14 protein-coding genes are annotated in these 16695 nt (G+C 69.2%); 8 read left to right on the top strand and 6 right to left on the bottom strand.

Annotated elements, in window-relative coordinates:
- The first annotated feature begins 6 nt into the window (after nucleotides 1–6).
- The 3 genes from HWX03_RS00995 to HWX03_RS00985 are packed head-to-tail and all read left to right on the top strand — an operon-like array spanning nucleotide 7 to nucleotide 3495.
- Nucleotides 7–933 carry an SDR family NAD(P)-dependent oxidoreductase gene (locus HWX03_RS00995; protein ID WP_175869931.1) on the top strand — a complete coding sequence of 309 codons (927 nt, stop codon included), beginning with the start codon at nucleotides 7–9 and terminating at the stop codon, nucleotides 931–933.
- Nucleotides 930–2504, top strand: coding sequence for an NAD(P)/FAD-dependent oxidoreductase (locus tag HWX03_RS00990; RefSeq protein WP_175869930.1), 1575 nt, complete (start codon nucleotides 930–932; stop codon nucleotides 2502–2504). The genes HWX03_RS00995 and HWX03_RS00990 overlap by 4 nt, the downstream gene beginning before the upstream one ends.
- Before the next feature lie 7 nt (nucleotides 2505–2511).
- The gene (locus HWX03_RS00985) at nucleotides 2512–3495 is read left to right on the top strand and encodes an alpha/beta hydrolase (protein ID WP_175869929.1); all 984 of its coding nucleotides are present in this window, start codon (nucleotides 2512–2514) and stop codon (nucleotides 3493–3495) included.
- A gap of 63 nt (nucleotides 3496–3558) precedes the next feature.
- Here HWX03_RS00985 and HWX03_RS00980 read toward each other — a convergent pair whose 3' ends face one another.
- On the bottom strand, nucleotides 3559–3957 hold the full coding sequence (locus tag HWX03_RS00980) for a carboxymuconolactone decarboxylase family protein (protein WP_175869928.1): 399 nt from the start codon (nucleotides 3955–3957) through the stop codon (nucleotides 3559–3561).
- 371 nt (nucleotides 3958–4328) lie between these two features.
- Between HWX03_RS00980 and HWX03_RS00975 the strand changes: the two genes are divergently transcribed.
- Entirely contained in the window at nucleotides 4329–6575 is a 2247-nt protein-coding gene (locus HWX03_RS00975; RefSeq protein ID WP_175869927.1) for a collagen-like triple helix repeat-containing protein, read from the top strand.
- Nucleotides 6576–6702: 127 nt separating this feature from the next.
- Entirely contained in the window at nucleotides 6703–7986 is a 1284-nt protein-coding gene (locus HWX03_RS00970) for an isoprenylcysteine carboxylmethyltransferase family protein (protein WP_175869926.1), read from the top strand.
- 62 nt (nucleotides 7987–8048) lie between these two features.
- Here the strand turns inward: HWX03_RS00970 and cml are convergent, their stop codons facing one another.
- Nucleotides 8049–9248 (bottom strand): CmlA/FloR family chloramphenicol efflux MFS transporter, encoded by a 1200-nt coding sequence (gene cml, locus HWX03_RS00965; protein WP_175869925.1) that lies wholly within the window; start codon nucleotides 9246–9248, stop codon nucleotides 8049–8051.
- Between cml and HWX03_RS00960 the strand changes: the two genes are divergently transcribed.
- The 3 genes from HWX03_RS00960 (at nucleotide 9247) to HWX03_RS00950 (ending at nucleotide 11257) form a co-directional block, all read left to right on the top strand.
- Nucleotides 9247–9831, top strand: coding sequence for a hypothetical protein (locus HWX03_RS00960; RefSeq protein WP_175869924.1), 585 nt, complete (start codon nucleotides 9247–9249; stop codon nucleotides 9829–9831). The two genes, cml and HWX03_RS00960, sit on opposite strands and share 2 nt — an antisense overlap.
- A gap of 105 nt (nucleotides 9832–9936) precedes the next feature.
- Complete coding sequence (locus tag HWX03_RS00955) at nucleotides 9937–10632, top strand: histone acetyltransferase (protein WP_175869923.1); 696 nt, start codon at nucleotides 9937–9939, stop codon at nucleotides 10630–10632.
- Between the two features lie 52 nt (nucleotides 10633–10684).
- Nucleotides 10685–11257: an NADPH-dependent FMN reductase gene (locus HWX03_RS00950; protein ID WP_175869922.1), complete on the top strand. Its 573-nt coding sequence runs from the start codon at nucleotides 10685–10687 to the stop codon at nucleotides 11255–11257.
- A gap of 33 nt (nucleotides 11258–11290) precedes the next feature.
- Here the strand turns inward: HWX03_RS00950 and HWX03_RS00945 are convergent, their stop codons facing one another.
- The 4 genes from HWX03_RS00945 to HWX03_RS00930 are packed head-to-tail and all read right to left on the bottom strand — an operon-like array spanning nucleotide 11291 to nucleotide 16417.
- Entirely contained in the window at nucleotides 11291–11917 is a 627-nt protein-coding gene (locus HWX03_RS00945) for a DUF2894 domain-containing protein (protein ID WP_175869921.1), read from the bottom strand.
- Nucleotides 11914–12558, bottom strand: a complete 645-nt coding sequence (locus tag HWX03_RS00940; RefSeq protein ID WP_175869920.1) for an OmpA family protein — start codon at nucleotides 12556–12558, stop codon at nucleotides 11914–11916. Before HWX03_RS00940 ends, HWX03_RS00945 begins: the two co-directional genes overlap by 4 nt.
- Nucleotides 12559–12561: 3 nt before the next feature.
- Entirely contained in the window at nucleotides 12562–15609 is a 3048-nt protein-coding gene (locus HWX03_RS00935) for a DUF802 domain-containing protein (protein ID WP_175869919.1), read from the bottom strand.
- Between the two features lie 10 nt (nucleotides 15610–15619).
- Nucleotides 15620–16417, bottom strand: a complete 798-nt coding sequence (locus HWX03_RS00930) for a DUF3348 domain-containing protein (protein WP_175869918.1) — start codon at nucleotides 16415–16417, stop codon at nucleotides 15620–15622.
- Between the last annotated feature and the right edge of the window lie 278 nt (nucleotides 16418–16695).

Raw genomic sequence — 16695 nt, 5'->3', positions numbered from 1 at the left:
CGACGGATGAAGGGGTTTTCCGGCAAGGTCGCCGCGATCACGGGCGCAGGTTCGGGCATGGGCCGCAGCCTCGCGGTCGAGCTCGCGCAGCGCGGCTGCGAGGTCGCGCTCGCCGACGTCAACGATGTCGGGCTCGCCGGCACGGCGGCCACCTGCGCGCGGCACGGCGTGCGCGTGAGCACGCGCCGGCTCGACGTCGCCGACCGCGAGGCGGTGTTCGCGTGGGCCGATTTCGTGCGCGCCGAGCACGGCAAGGTCAATCTGATCTTCAACAACGCGGGCGTGTCGCTGGCCGCCAGCGCCGAAACCGCACGCCTCGCCGATCTCGAATGGATCGTCGGCATCAATTTCTGGGGTGTCGTGCACGGCACGCAGGCGTTCCTGCCGCATCTGCGCGCGTCGGGCAACGGCCACGTCGTCAACACGTCGAGCCTGTTCGGGCTCGTCGCGATGCCGACGCAAAGCGCGTACAACGCGACCAAGTTCGCGGTGCGCGGCTTCACCGAGGCGCTGCGGATGGAACTCGAACTCGACGGCGCGCCGGTGAGCGCGACCTGCGTGCATCCGGGCGGCGTCGCGACGAGCATCGTCGACGCGGGCCGCGTCGATACCAGCATCCACGCGCTGACGGGCCAGGACGAAGCGACCCATCGCCGCCAGGCGAACCGCCTGATCAACGCGACGACGGCCGACGAGGCCGCGCGGCAGATCCTCGCGGGCGTCGAACGCAATGCGCGCCGCGTGCTGGTCGGCGCCGACGCGCGCCGGCTCGACAGGATCGCTCGGCTGCTCGGCGCCGGTTACCAGTGGCTGATGCTGCGCCACGTGCGCCGCGCCCGCGCACGCAACCTCCGCCCGAAGGAAGTCCCTGTGGGAGAACGCGCGCACGCTCCGGCTGCGCGCCCGACCACGCCGACCCAGGATCCCGCATGATCTCGACGACGACCGACCGGCGCGACGCGCCGCCCGCTCCCGGCGCCCGCCGCGACAACAACGACCTCGACGTGCTGATCGTCGGCGCCGGCCTGTCCGGTATCGGCGCCGCATATCACCTGAAGCTGCGCTGCCCGCATGCGAGCGTGGCGATCGTCGAGGCGCGCGACGCGATCGGCGGCACCTGGGACCTGTTCCGCTATCCGGGCGTTCGTTCGGATTCCGACATGTTCACGCTCGGCTACAGCTTCCGCCCGTGGCACAGCGACAAGGCGATCTCCGACGGCCAGACGATCCTCGACTACATCCGCGACACCGCGCGCACCTACGGCATCGACAAGACGATCCGCTACGGCCAGAAGGTCGTCGCGGCCGACTGGGATTCGAACCGCGCGCGCTGGACGGTACGCATCGAGCGCACGCAAAACGGCGCGACCGACACGCTCGTCTATACCTGCGGCTTCCTGTTCATGTGCAGCGGCTACTACGACTACGACGCCGGCTACCTGCCCGACTGGGCAGGCATGGACACGTTCGAGGGCAAGCTCGTGCATCCGCAGCACTGGCCGAAGGATCTGTCGTACGCGAACCGGCGCGTGGTCGTGATCGGCAGCGGCGCGACGGCCGTCACGCTGGTGCCGTCGATGGCAGCCGACGCGCAGCACGTGACGATGCTGCAGCGCTCGCCGACCTACATCGTGTCGCTGCCCGCGCGCGACAAGATCGCGAACGCGCTGCGCCGCGTGCTGCCGTCGCGGCTCGCGCACCGGCTCGTGCGCGTGAAGAACGTGCTGCTGACGATGTACCTGTACAACGTGTCGCGCCGCAAGCCCGACCGGACGAAGCAATTCATCATCCGCGCGGCGAGCAAGCAGCTCGGCCCCGATTTCGACGTCGCGAAGCACCTGACGCCGCGCTACATGCCGTGGGACCAGCGCGTGTGCCTCGTGCCGAACGGCGACCTGTTCAAGGCGATCCGAGCGGGCCGCGCGTCGATCGTCACCGACGAGATCGAGCGCTTCACGCCGACCGGCCTCAAGCTGAAAAGCGGCCAGCAGCTCGACGCGGACGTGATCGTCACCGCAACCGGGCTGAAGGTGAAGATGCTCGGCGGTGCGCGGGTGACGGTCGACGGCCGCGCGGTCGATTTGCCGGAAACGGTGTCGTACAAGGGGATGATGTACAGCGACGTGCCGAACCTCGCGTCGTCGTTCGGCTACACGAACGCGTCGTGGACGCTGAAGGCCGAGCTGATCGCGCGCTACGTGTGCCGGCTGCTCAACCACATGCGCGCGAACGGGTACGACACGTGCGTGCCGCGGCTCGGCGCGGGCGACCTTGGCGACGTGCCGGCCGTCAACCTGAGCTCCGGTTATATCCAGCGCGCGGCCGGCATCCTGCCGAAGCAGGGGTACCGCAAGCCGTGGAAATTCCACCAGAACTATGTGCTCGATCTCGCGTCGCTGAAGTTCAGCGCGCTCGCCGATTCCGCGATGCATTTCGAACGCCGCGCCCAAACCGGCCCGGCCGCCACCGCGCCGGCTGCCGAACCCGCACTCGAAACCCGCTGAGGCCGACATGACTCCTGTGCTCCATCTGATCCAGAACGTGCTGCTCGGCGTCGTCGCGGTGCTCGCCGCGCTCGCGCTGTTTTCCGGTTACGTGGCCCGTCGCGTGACGCGCGCGTTTCCGCCCGAAGGCCGCTTCGTCGACATCGACGGCGACCGCATCCACTACGTCGAATACGGCAACGGCCCGCCGATCGTGTTCGTCCACGGGCTCGCGGGGCAATGGCGCAATTTCGCGTACCTGCCGCTCACGCGGCTCGCGCAGCAGCATCGCGTGATCCTGATCGACCGGCCGGGCGCCGGCCGCTCGCTGCGCGGCGCGGCCTCGCAGGCGAACGTGTTCGCGCAGGCCCGCACGGTCGCCGCGTTCATCGACGCGCTGAAGCTCGACAAGCCGGTGCTGGTCGGCCATTCGCTCGGCGGCGCGATCGCGCTCGCGGTCGGCCTCAACCATGCGGACCGCGTGAGCCGGCTCGCGCTGATCGCGCCGCTGTCGCACGAGCAGACCGAGCCGCCCGCGCCGTTCAAGCCGCTGATGCTGCCGTCGCCGCTCGTGCGCCGTTTCGTGTCGTGGACCTTCGCGATCCCGCTGACGATCCTGACGGGCCGCAAGGCCGTGCGTCAGGTGTTCGCGCCGGAGGACGTGCCGCGCGACTTCCCCACCAAGGGCGGCGGCCTGCTCGGGATGCGCCCGCACGTGTTCTACGCGACGGCGACGGACCTGCTGTCGGCGCCCGTCGACCTGCCCGCGATGGAGCGTCGCTATGCGGAACTCGCGCTGCCGGTCGACGTGCTGTACGGCCGCGCCGATCCGATCCTGAACTGGCGCGAGCACGGCGACGCGCTCGCGAAGAAATCGGCGCGCGTGCGGCTGAAGGTCGTCGAAGGCGGGCACATGCTGCCGGTCACGATTCCCGAAGCGACGGCCGACTGGCTGCTCGACGTCGCCGCCGCGCCGGTCGACGTCGCCGCGCAGACGGTACGCATCGCGTAGGTCGCGACAGCGAAGCGGGGCCTGATTCCGATCCCGCGCCGGGCAGCCGGCGCCGCGACGGAATCAGGCTTCGTCGTCGGGTATCGACAGCCCGAGATCCGAGAGCACCTCGCGCGCGAAGCGGAACGCCTCGACCGCGGCCGGCGCCCCGGCGTACAGCGCGCTGTGCAGCAATACCTCGCGGATCTCGACGAGGCTCGCGCCGTTGTTGAGCGCGCCGCGAATATGCCCCTTCAGTTCCGTGCTGCGGCCGAGCGCCGCCAGCATCGCGCACGTGCACAGGCTGCGCGTCTTCAGGTCGATCCCGCCCCGCTGCCACGTGCTGCCCCACGCATGTTCGTTCAGCCAGTTCTGCAGCGGACGCGAGAATCCATCGAGGTCGCGCATCGCGCGCTCGACGAACGCCTCGCCCATCACGTCGATCCGCCGCGTCTTGCCGTATTCCCTGTCCTGTTCGCTCATGTCGGTGTCCTGGTTGGAGTCGGGGCCGCTGCGGGGCCGCTTCGGCGTCACCGGCAGCCGGGAGATGTCGCGTCATGTTCATCGGGTCGGCGGGTTTCGTCAAAGATGCGGCGCTCGGTTCGCGGCCGTTCGCGTGACGGGCGGCCGAACGCTACGTAACATCCGGCCGCGCGTTACGGCGCCTTACGGGAACATCGCAGCCGCGACGTTCGCGCACCGCGGGTGCCTGTCGCGCGAAACTGCCATTCCTCCGTTTAAATCGCGTCGATATTCCCGATTCCCGCAACAAATCGCGACACCGTTTCGCGAAACCTGTCATGGCGCGGAATTTGCAGTGAAGGCCTGGACACACTTCCAATGTCGAGGCCAACATGCACACTCTCTTCAAGAAGACGACGGTAACGATGGCCGTCTCGTCACTGCTCGCGCTGTACGGCTGCGGCTCGGTCGATGGACCGACGACCCCGCCGACGATCAAGCCGAGCACGTCCGGGACGAGCGGCACCTCGGGGACTTCCGGTACGTCGGGCGGCGGTTCGTCGGGGACTTCGGGCGGCGGTAGTTCGGGGTCGTCGGGGACTTCCGGCACGTCGGGCACTTCCGGCACGTCGGGTACTTCCGGCACGTCGGGTACTTCCGGTACCTCGGGCACCTCCGGTACGTCAGGTACTTCTGGCACCTCGGGCACCTCCGGTACCTCGGGTACTTCTGGTACCTCGGGCACCTCCGGTACCTCCGGTACCTCGGGTACTTCTGGCACCTCGGGCACTTCCGGCACTTCCGGCACTTCCGGCACTTCCGGCACGTCGGGCACTTCCGGTACCTCGGGCACTTCCGGCACTTCCGGCACTTCCGGTACGTCGGGCACTTCCGGTACCTCGGGTACTTCCGGTACGTCGGGTACTTCCGGTACGTCGGGTACTTCCGGTACGTCGGGTACTTCCGGTACGTCGGGCACTTCCGGTACATCAGGCACCTCCGGTACGTCAGGTACTTCCGGTACGTCGGGCACTTCCGGTACATCAGGCACCTCCGGTACGTCAGGTACTTCCGGTACATCAGGCACCTCCGGTACGTCAGGTACTTCCGGTACGTCGGGCACTTCCGGTACGTCGGGCACTTCCGGTACGTCGGGTACTTCCGGTACATCAGGCACCTCCGGTACGTCAGGCACTTCCGGTACCTCGGGTACTTCCGGTACATCAGGCACCTCCGGTACGTCAGGCACTTCCGGTACCTCGGGTACTTCCGGTACGTCCGGCACCTCCGGCACCTCCGGCACCGGCGTCACTCCCCTCGGCAACGTCCTGCAGAAATCCGGCAACGTCGTGACGACGCTCGGCACGACGATCGTGAACGGCGGCGGTCAGATCGGCGGCGTGCAGATTCCCGGCACGAACCCGACGACGGCCACCAGCATCGGCAACGCGGTCGGCAGTCTCGGCAACGGCGTGCAATCGCTCGGCAACGGCATCGCGGCCGGCCTCGGTTCGATCGGCGTGTCGCCGAACCCGCTCGGTCCGACGCTCACGTCGACCACCGGCCTGCTGACCGGCGCAGGCGGTGCGGTCAACAACCTCGGCAATGCAGTGACGAGCCTCGGCACCGGTCCGCTGTCGCCGCTCGCACCGGCGACGACCCTGGTCGGCAGTCTCGTCAACACGGTCGGCACCGCGGTCAATTCGACCGCATCGGCGCTGAACACGGCGCTGAACAGCTCGCCGGTGCAGCAACTCGAGACGCAGCTCGGCAGCGTGATCAACCCGATCACGAACACGCTGACCGGCGGCGTCACGACGCCGGGCGTCACGCAGACGCTCGGCAACACGACCTTGCTCGGTGCTCCGCTCAGCAGCCTGCTGAACACGCTCGGCAGTGGCCTCGGCCTCGCCGGTTCGCAGGTCGGCGGCGCAACCGGCAACCCGGTCGGCACGAGCGCCGGGAACAGCGTGTCCCAGCTCGGTAACACGGTGTCATCGGCCGGCGGCCTGCTGTCCAGCGGCAGCTCCAGCAGCGGCACCAACCCGCTCGCCCCGATCACGGGCCTGCTCGGCACGTTGACGGGTGGCCTCGGCGGCGGCAGCTCGAGCGGTTCGGGCGGCACCAGCGGAACGAGCGGCACCAGCGGCGGCCCGCTCGCGCCGATCACCGGCCTGCTCGGGACGGTGACGGGTGCGCTCGGCAGCATCGGCTCAAGCGGTACGGGCGGCACCAGCGGCACCAGTGGTACGAGCGGGACGAGCGGCGCAGGCGTCGGCGGCCTGCTGGCGCCGGTCACCAACCTCGTCAACGCGCTGACGCCGCTCGGCGCGAGCCTCACCGGCACCGTCACGACGCCGGGTGGCAACGCGTCCGGCACGCTCGGCGGGGTGCTGACGAGCGGCCCGGTCGGCACGCTCACGGGTGCGCTGGGCACGCCGGCCGGCGCGGCCGGCGCCACCGGCACGGTCAGCCCCGGCGGCGCAGCCGGCACCGTGACGACGCCGGGCGGCAGCGGCTCCGTGGTGACCGGCCTGACCGGCAGCACGAGCGGCGCCGCCGCAGGCGGCACCGGCAACCTGCTGTCGCCGGTGACCAACCTGCTCGGCGGTCTGCTGGGCGGCGGCACCAAGAAGTAAGCGTCAACGCATCACGTATCAGAACGACAGGCCAATGGCCGGGCGCGCATCCATAAACAGCCCGGCCGACGGCCGGCGTCACCCGCCAAGCGGGGGCGCCGGCCCTCATCCCTACGAGGATCCGATCATGAACTCCACGCTCGACGGCATCGTCGCTGCCCCGGACCGCCCGCCCCGCTCTGCCACGCCGTTGCGCGCCGGCCTGCTCGGCATCACGGCCGGACTCTTCGCGCTGTGGATTACGCGCGACCACCCGGCCCTCGACGCGGCCACCCGCGCGGTCATCTCGAGCCTCGCGATCATCGGCACGATCGCGCTGCACGAACTCTTCATCTCGCGCGTCTACCTGCGCCCGAGCGCAGGGCTGTCGCGGCAGGCCGTCCGGCCGCTCGGCATCGCGCGCGTCGCGACGCGGCTCGGCGCGCTGACGTCGATCTACGCGGGCATCGGCGTGATCTACTGGCTGCTGCCCGAATACCACGGCGCGTTCTACCTGCCGTTCTGGTCGCTGCTGCGCTCGCTCGCGCCGTACGTGATCGTCGCCGCGCCGTTCTACTTCGCGTGGATGGACCGCCACCAGCGCGAGACCGACGACGCGTACCTGCTGTGGGGCCGCTTCCTGTTTCGCCGCGAGCAGCCCGCGAGCTGGAAGCCGGTGCGCGAGATGCTGGCCGGCTGGGGCGTGAAGGCGTTCTTCCTGCCGCTGATGACGGTGTACCTGTCGAAGGACGCCGATCACCTGAGCGCGTCGCTCGCGAATGCGATGCATGCGCCGATGACGATCGCGACCTTCGTGTTCATGTACGACCTGTCGTTCACGATGGACCTGATGTTCGGCACCGTCGGTTACCTGTGCACGTTCCGCATCCTCGACAGCCACGTGCGCACCGTCGAGCCGACGACGCTCGGCTGGGTAGCCGCGCTGATCTGCTACCAGCCATTCTGGTCGCTGATCTCGAACAACTACATCCGCTACGAAGGCTCGGTGTTCTGGGACAACTGGCTGCTGTCGGCGCCGACGCTGCGCGTGGTCTGGGGCGCGGTGATCATCCTGCTGCTGCTGACCTACGCGCTGTGCACGATCTCGTTCGGGCTGCGATTCTCGAACCTCACCAACCGCGGGATCATCACGTCGGGCCCGTACCGCTTCACGAAGCACCCGGCCTACATCACGAAGAACCTGTCGTACTGGATGGTGTCGGTGCCGTTCGTCGAGCCGCTCGGCTGGCAGATCGGGCTCATGCACTGCGCGGGGCTCGTCGCGGTCAACCTGATCTACTACACGCGCGCGAAGACGGAAGAGCGTCATCTGATGCGCGATCCCGACTATCGCGCGTATGCGGAGTGGATCGCGCAGCACGGCTTGTTCGCGCGGATCAGGCAGGCGTTTGGGGCGCGGCAGGCGGTGTGACGGAGCGATTCCCGGCCGGGCCGCTGATGCATCGACCCGGCCGGGAACGCACACACCCCGGTTCATCCGCGCGTGCGCTTCAATGCGGCGAGCGCGACGACGCATGCCGCCGGCATGACGAAGCAAAACGCCGCCAGCGGCCACGGCGTATCGCCGGGCAGCACCAGCGTCACGAACGTGCCGGCCCCGCCGACGATCAGGCTCTGGACGCAGTAATACAGCGCAACTGCCGTCCCCGCCGCGTCGTCGAAATCCCGAAGCGCGCCGTTTGCCGTCACTGACGACATCAGGACGATGCCGACCGCGACGATCCACATCGGCATCACGAACGCGATGAACGACGGCGCCATCAAGACCGTGCATGCCGCCAGTGCGAGTGCGCCGGCCATCATGATGCCGGCGCCGCGAACGAAACAGCCCGGAATCCCCCAGTTCGACACGAACCATCGCGCAAAACGCGCGGCCACGATCATCACGATCGCGACAGTGGCAAACGCTGCACTGAATTCGGTGCGGGAATAACCGGCCTGTCCGACCAGCACGCGCGGCGCAATCGAGAAGAACACGAAAAAAGCGCCCATGGCCGTGCCGAAACCGAGTGAATAGACGAGGAAAGACGGACTGCGCAGGATCGATACGACCGATTGCCGCGGCCTGCCGGCGGCCCGCGGCCGTGTTTCGTACCAGTGCGACAACGCGCGGCCGAACGCGAGACACCCGGCGCCGCCGAGGGTCACGAAAATCGCGCGCCATCCGAAACCGTGCGCAATGCCCGCGCCGAGCATCGGCCCGAGCGCCGGGACGAACGCCAGGATCGCCCCGAACTGGCTGTAGAGGGTGCTGCCTTCCGGACGGTCGGCATAGACATCGCGCACCGTTGCAAAGGTCGCCACCAGCGCGGCGGACGCACCCAGCGCCTGCAGCAGGCGCAACGCGACGAACACGCCGCCGCTGCCCGCCGTCGCAAGCGCCAGCGAAGCCGCCGAGAACAGTAGCGCACCGCCCAGGAGCACGGGTCGACGTCCGAACCGGTCCGACAGCGGGCCGAACACCAGTTGGCCCAGGCCGAGGACGACCATGTAGACGCTCAGCGTCAGCTGCACCACGGCGGGCGACGTGCGCAGCGCCGACGGCATCTCCGGAACCACCGGCAGATACACGTCCATCGCCAGCGACGCGAGGAGATCGAAAGGGGCCATCAGCAGCAAGGCCGACGGCAGCGAGCAAGCCCATGCGGGCGTAGTTTGGGTTTGATCAGGCATGACGAAGCATCCGCTCGGAAAAGGGAAATCCGGCGGCAATCTGCCTGCTGAGTCATCGACGAGAGGAGATCGCCGCAACAACCGGGTGAAGCACGTTGTTGCGGCTCAGCGATCCGTGGACGGGCCTGCTCCCATGGTCAGATCCTTGTGGGGTTCGTTCGCGGTGAAGTGTATGCGATTTCCCGGCTTGAACGCGGGCTGCCACTGGAAACCGCTATGCGATCGATCCCGGATCTTCGCGGCGAATCATGGCGTGCTCACAGCCCCCCATGCGGCCAATTGTCGCGAAACATCGCAATTCTCCGCTTTTCGTCACCTTTCTCCGCCCGTCCGATTGCCCGCCCCCGGCGCGTCGCGTATGGTGCTGACCGTCCGCGTGCGCCCGTCGCCCGGACGCCCGACCGTCGTCCCGCACGACGGCCGTGCGGGCCGTGCCCGCCGCTCACCGTCTCCGCGACGCCGCCCGCCGGCGCCGTGCATTCAAGAGGAAAGAGGCGTGATCCACAAAGTCCTGATCCTGTTCGCACTCTGCATCGCGGGCCTCGCCGCGATCGCCGCCGGTTTCCAGCACATCCCCAGCTGATTCGCGGCCCCGGCTCGCTTCGCCGAGCCCGGGGGCCGCTTCCATTTCCGTTCCCCGTTGCCATGAACCCCTTTCTCGATGCGCCCGGGACGGGCGCCTTTTGCCATGCGTATCGACGTACAGCATTCCCAACACGACATCGACGACGAACTCGACACCCTTTATGAACGCCTGCACCAGCCGGGCCATCGCCTGCACGGCCTGCCGGCCGTCGCGCTCGGCCGCTCGGGCCTGATCGTCCGCCACCGCGAAGCGGACGGCGAATACTTCCTGTATGTCGAGGATCCGTCGGCCCGCCAGCTCGCCGGCTATACGGTGTTCAACCGGCTTCCCGAACTCCCGCGCCGCGCGGACCGCTACCTGCGCGCGCCGCATACGCGGCTGCGCGGCTCGGCGCAACGCAAGGGGCTCGCGACGACGCTGTATCGATGGGGGCTCGACGCGGGCCTGTGTCTGATCAGCGGCGCGCGCCAGTCGGTCGGCGCCGCGCAGTTGTGGACGGCGCTCGCGCAGGATTACGGGCATGGCTTCGTCGATGTCGAAGGCCGCGCGCTACGTTATCTCGGCGAAACCGTGGCCGACGACGTACACGGTGCGCTGCATACGCGGCGGCTGTTGCTCGGGAATGGGTGGGGAATCGGAGAATTCGCGCGTGCGGTCGGGATGACCGGCGTCGATGCCGCTGAATATGCGAACGCGAATGTGCGGCGCAGCGAACACGAACGACATCCCGTGCGGAGCGTCGGCCACGCGCGGCCCGTCGCTCACGCGGCTCAGGTGGCTCACGCGCCAATGCGATAATTCGGCGGATCCGCGCGCCGCCGCGCGAGCCTCCTACCCCACACGTTCCGCGATGGCCAACGAAACCCGAACCGATTCCGAGCGCCCCATCAACATCGTCGCGCTGTGCGGCAGTCTCCGCGCGCAGTCGTACAACGCCGCACTCCTCGACGCAGCCGCGCTCGTCGCCCCGTGCGGCATGTGCATCGCGCGCTTCGATCGTCTCGGCGAATTCCCGCTGTTCAATCCCGATGCCGAATACCCGACGCCTGCCGCCGTGCGCGACCTGATCGACCGCCTGAACGCGGCCGACGGCGTGCTGATCGCCAGCCCGGAATACGCGCACGGCGTAACCGGCGTGATGAAGAACGCGCTGGACTGGGTCGTGGGATGCGAGGCCGTCGTGTACAAGCCGGTCGCGGTGTTGAACGCGTCGCCGCGCGCGACGCATGCGGACGCGGCGCTGCGCGAAACGCTGTCGGTGATGTCGGCGCGCATCGTCGAGCCCGCATCGATCGCGCTGCCGATTCTCGGGAGCCAGCTCGACGCGGCGGGCATCGCCGCGCATCCGCCGTTCGCGTCGGCGCTCGTCGAAGCGTTGCACGCGCTGCGCGCGGCGATCGACGACCCTGCTGCCGACCGGTAGGCGACCCACACGCTGAATGCGTGCGCCGTGGCGTTATCGCGCCTTGGCGCGCGTCGTCTTTCTCGCCGGTTTGGCCGCCTTCGCACGCGGCGCTTCCTTCTCGGGCTGCGCGCCGCCGCCGGCGAGATCCTCGAGCCATGCAAGCGCATCGACATACGACAGGAACTGCTGCAGATAGTCCGGCGACAACTCGCGCATCGTCGCGAGCGAGCGGTGCACGAGGCTATTCGAATTGAGCGGCCCCGCATTGCGCGGCACCTGGTCGAGCGACTGGCGGTATTGCTGTTCCGTGCGGACTTTCGACCACATCGCGCGGAAGTAGTCGACCAGTTCCGGATCGAGCCCGCGCCGGTCAGCCTGCGCATCGCGCGCGAGCCCTTCGACGAGCGCGGCAAGCGCGCCGCGCGCGGGCGCATCCGCCGCGGCTGCCGCCGTCTCGCGCGTGGTGTCAGCGTCATCGACGCGCGCGACGATCTCCGCAAACCCTTCGATCAGCGTCGCCAGCCGCGCGTCGAGCAGCGCGCGTGCAGCGCCATCGAGCACGGCCGCGCGCCGTTCGAGCGCGTCGATCCGGTGAAATCGCACGGGATCGAGCCGATCGGCGCCCTGCTCGCGCCATGCGTCGAGCGTCGCGCGCACGTGCGTCGCGTCGCCCGTCACTTTGCCTTTCCTCCGTTCGACGCCGACTTGCGCGGCACCGGCGCGATTTCCACGCGGCGGTTCTTCGCGCGGCCTTCATCGTCCGCATTCGAGCTGACCGGCTGTTCGGAACCGAACGCGGCCGCGAACACCGACGACGCCGGCACGCCGGCATCGATCAGCGCACGCGTGACCGTCAACGCGCGCTTGGCCGACAGTTCCCAGTTGTCCGCGAACAGGCGGTTGCCGGCGTGCACCTGCTGGTCGTCCGCGAAGCCGCTGATCATCAGGATCTCGTCGCGCGTCTTCAGGTACGTGGCCAGCGGGCCGGCCAGCGTCTTCAGCAGGTCGCGGCCCGCGGGCTGCAACTGGTCGGAGTTCAGCGCGAACAGCACGTTGCCGCTGATGCCGATGCGCCCGTTCACGAGCGTCACGCGGCCGGCCGCGAGCGGCCCGGCGAGGGCCTGTTCGAGCGACTTGCGCTGCTGCGCCTCGAGCTGGCGAGCACGCACCGCTTCCTCGAGCTTCGACGTGAGCTGAAGCTGCATGCCGATCACGCCGACCAGGATCAATACGAACGCGCCGAGCAGCACCGACATCAGGTCGGCGAACGCGGGCCACACCGGCGCCGATGGCGCGCCGCCGTCGATTTCGTCGTGCATGCGTTACGCTCCGACGGGCGCCCGCCGGCCGGCGAGCTGCTGCAGGTCTTCGACGATCTGCTTCTGCGACATCACGCTCAGGTCGATCACCTCGCGCGCCTGCGCGACGTAGTACTCGAGCTGTTCGTCGCTGCGCGCGAGCGATTTCTCGAGCGCGGCCTCGATGCGCTGCAGATGCGTCAGCAACTTGTCGTTCGATTCGCCGAACACCTGCACGGCCATCCCGAACGCGTCGCCGAGGCTCGCCACTTCGACGGCGCCGGCCGTGACCTGCGCGGCCACCGAATCGAGCTTGCGCGTCTCGGCGTCGACGGTATCGTTGAAGCGCGCGCCAACGCGGTCGAGCAGATCGGCCGACGTGCTGACGAGCGCGTCGATCGCGGTGCGCTGTTCGGTCGACGCGTGGTTGACCGCGCCGAGCAGCGTTTCGAGCGTCGCGAGCAGGCGGCTGCGTTCCTCGAGCGTCGCGGTGTCGCGCACCATGCTGTCGGACAGGCGCTGGCGCAGCTCGGCGACGACGTCGGCCGCAGCCTTCGGCGCTTCCGATGCAGCCTGCACGAGACGTGCGATTTCGTTGATCGTGTCGCTCGCGTGAACCTGCGCCTGCGCGGTGATGTCGTTCGCGGTGCGGGCCAGCGTGTCGCAGATGTCCTGCTGGCGCGCGGCGGCCTGCGCGCTCGTCTGTGCCCATTCGTCGCGCAGCGCGGCGGCCATCGCGGCGAGCGAATCGTTCCACGCGGACAGGCGTTCTTCATCGCGCGCAGCCAGTTGCGATTGCAGGCCGGCGTGCGACTCGCGGATCGTCGTCAGCAGATCGTTCGAGCGCTGTTCGAACGTCGACGCCTGTGCGGTGAGGTCGCGCGTTGTTTGTGCAAGCGCGTCGCAGATTTCCTGCTGGCGGCCGGCGCTGTGCACGCCTGCGCGCTGCCATTCTTCGCCGAGCTTCGCGGCCATCGCGGCGAGCGAGTCGTTCCAGGCGGACAGACGTTCTTCGTCGCGCGCAGCCAGTTGCGATTGCAGACCGGTGTGCGATTCGCGAATCGTCGACAGCAGATCGCTCGAGCGTTGCTCGAACGTCGAAGCCTGTGCGCTAAGGTCGCGCGTCGTTTGCGCGAGTGCGTCGCAGATTTCCTGCTGACGGCCCGCGCTGTGCACGCCCGCACGCTGCCATTCGTCGCCCAGCTTCGCGGCCATCGCGGCCAGCGAATCATTCCACGCCGACAGACGTTCTTCGTCGCGGGCAGCCAGTTGCGATTGCAGACCGGTATGCGAATCGCGAATCGTCGACAGCAGATCGTTCGAGCGTTGCTCGAACGTCGAAGCCTGTGCGCTAAGGTCGCGCGTCGTTTGCGCGAGTGCATCGCAGATTTCCTGCTGGCGGCCCGCGCTATGCACGCCCGCACGCTGCCATTCGTCGCCGAGCTTCGCAGCCATCGCGGCCAGCGAGTCGTTCCACGCGGACAGACGTTCTTCGTCGCGCGCAGCCAGTTGCGATTGCAGACCCGTATGCGACTCGCGAATCGTCGACAGCAGATCGTTCGAGCGTTGTTCAAACGTCGAAGCCTGTGCGGTGAGATCGCGCGTCGTTTGTGCAAGCGCGTCGCAGATTTCCTGCTGACGGCCCGCGCTATGCACGCCCGCACGCTGCCATTCTTCGCCCAGCTTCGCAGCCATCGCGGCGAGCGAATCGTTCCACGCCGACAGACGTTCTTCGTCGCGCGCAGCCAGTTGCGTCTGCAAACCCGCGTGCGACTCGTGCATCGCGGCGAGCGTCGCGGCCGAATGGCGTTCGAACGTCGCGGCGGCTTCGCCCAGCGCGCGCGCATGCTGGCCGGCCAGCGTCTCGCCGACCTGCTCCTGGCGCGTCAGCGCCTCGCGCCATGCGTCCGACAGGCGGCCTTCGGTCGATTCGAGGCGCGTCGCGACGCCGTCGAGCAGATCCGACGAACGCTGCGCGAACGTCTCGGTGAACTGGCCGAGCGTCGTCTGCAACTGCTGCGCGACGGCGTCGCCCGCGCGGCGCTGTTCGTCGAGCGCGCGGTTCCACACGGCCGTCACGTTGCCGGTGGTCTTCTCGAAGCCGTCCGTCAGCCCGTCGAGCTGACGCTGCACCGCGCCCGTCACGGTGTCGCGCAGCGCGGCCATCTCCTGCGCGAGCCCCGTCATCGTCGCGGCGACGACCGGCTGCAACGCCGCACCGGCCACGCGCGCGCTTTCGGCGGCGCTTTCCTTCAGCGCGTCGCCGACGTTCGACGCCAGGCCCGCGTACGCCCGCTCGGTCCGGTCGAAAAACGCCTGCTGGCTTTCGATCTGACGATCGTGCAACGCGACGCTGCGCGCCTCGAGCGTCGTCATCATCGTCTGCAACCGGTCGACCAGCGCCGGCATCACGTCGGCCTGGCGCTGCAGCAGCCGGAACGATTCGTCGCGCTGGTGCGCGGACGAATGCACGCGCAGCGTCGTCGCGATCTTCGCGTCGAGCTGCTGGGCCGCGTCGATCCGCTCGCGGCGCACGAGCGCGGACAGCAGCCCGAGCATCGCGGACGTGGCCACACCGGCGATCGACGTGCCGAACGCGAACCCGAGCCCCTTCACCGGCGCGATCAGCGACGCGCGGATCGCATCGAGATCGGTCGCGCTCTCGAGCGCGGCGCCCGTGCCCTTCAGCGTGACGACCATCCCGAGCAGCGTGCCGAGCATGCCGAGCAGCACCAGCAGGCCGACGAGGTAAGGCGTGAGCGCCGGGCCCGGCAGCGCGACGCGCGCGCCTTCGACACGCGCGCGCACCGCGCCGCGCAGGCCCGGATGCAGCGTGTCGAGCCACGTGTCGAGCTTCGTGGGCGGCTCGGTCAGGCCGGCGACCGCGCGCGACAGCGTGGCGGTCGCCTGCCGGTAGCGCAGCAGCTCCCATGCGCCGGCGACGTAGCACGCGCCGATCAGCAGCGTAACGGCCGCCGCCAGCGGGTTCGACGCGACATAGCCGGCACCGATCCAGCCCACTGCGAGCAGACCGGCGACGAAGACAACGAGATCAAGGCGAATTCTGGACATAGCGTGTTGATTAGCTGGTGCGAAGGGCCGCGAGCAGCCCGTCTACCGTTTGAAACCGGACTTCGAGTTCGGCAAGCAGGATGCTGTGCATCTCGTCGCGAAACGTATCGAGCCATGCGCCGGGCACGATTGCCGCGACGGCCGGGGTGCCGGCCGCCGCGCCTTCCGCGGCCGGAGCAGCCGGAGCGGATGCGTCGGCGGCGTCGGGCGCAGCGGCGGCCGCGGATTCGGCCTCGGCCAGCGCCTGCCGCTCCGCGTCGCGCAGCCGCGCGAAACGCGTGCCGAGCAGCGCGGGCACGGCCGACAGCAGGCTGCGCTCGCGCGCGCCGAGCACACGCTCCATGATCGTGTCGAGCGTCGCAAGCCGCGCCATCCCGGACGAGCGCGCGGCGAGCGCGACCCGCAGGCGGCCGCGCAACTGGCCGATCGCCGTTTCCATGTCCTGCTGCAGGGTCAGATAACGCTGGCGGAAATCCGCGAAATCGGCCGTGTCGGCGGCCGGCGGCGGCAGGTCGCCCGGCCGGCGCCGCGCCCGCGGCCGGTGGGTGGCCGTGATCGCCTGCGCGAGGTCGTGGCGCACGCGCGCGCAGTCGCGCTCGGCGTCGTAGCCGCGCACGCCGGCCGCGACGCCCGGCGGGCTCGCATTCAGCGCGGACGACAGCGTGATCGCGTCGGTCCAGCCGAGCCACTGGCTCAGCCGGTCGGACAGCGTTTGCCGGGATTCCGCGACGTCGGCATCGGCCAGGCGCGCGAGCAGCCGGACGAGCGTCGGACCGCTCAACGCCGGGCGCGGAGATGCTTGCACCATGCTGCAAACCGTCAAAAAAGGCAGCAGTTTACACGTCGTCGGGCGGTCGACCGCCAGAATCGGGGAAGCGGCGCGGTCCGGCGCGTCGTGCGACCCACGCGAACGCCCGTCGCGCAAGGCTCGGCGGGCGGCGGTGACGGGCGGAAAACATGTTCGGCGGCGGCCGGCGAGCGGCCGCGCCATCGGGAAGCAACGCGTTTGCGGAACGCCGACGCGCGCTCGGGCGGGCGGGCCGGCCGTCGCCGGCCGGTTCGTGCCGGCGACGACGATGGCCATGA

Origin of the sequence: Burkholderia sp. BCC0397, from assembly GCF_902832865.1 — a bacterium.
Classification (GTDB): domain Bacteria; phylum Pseudomonadota; class Gammaproteobacteria; order Burkholderiales; family Burkholderiaceae; genus Burkholderia.
This window is presented reverse-complemented; position numbering and strand designations above follow the sequence as displayed.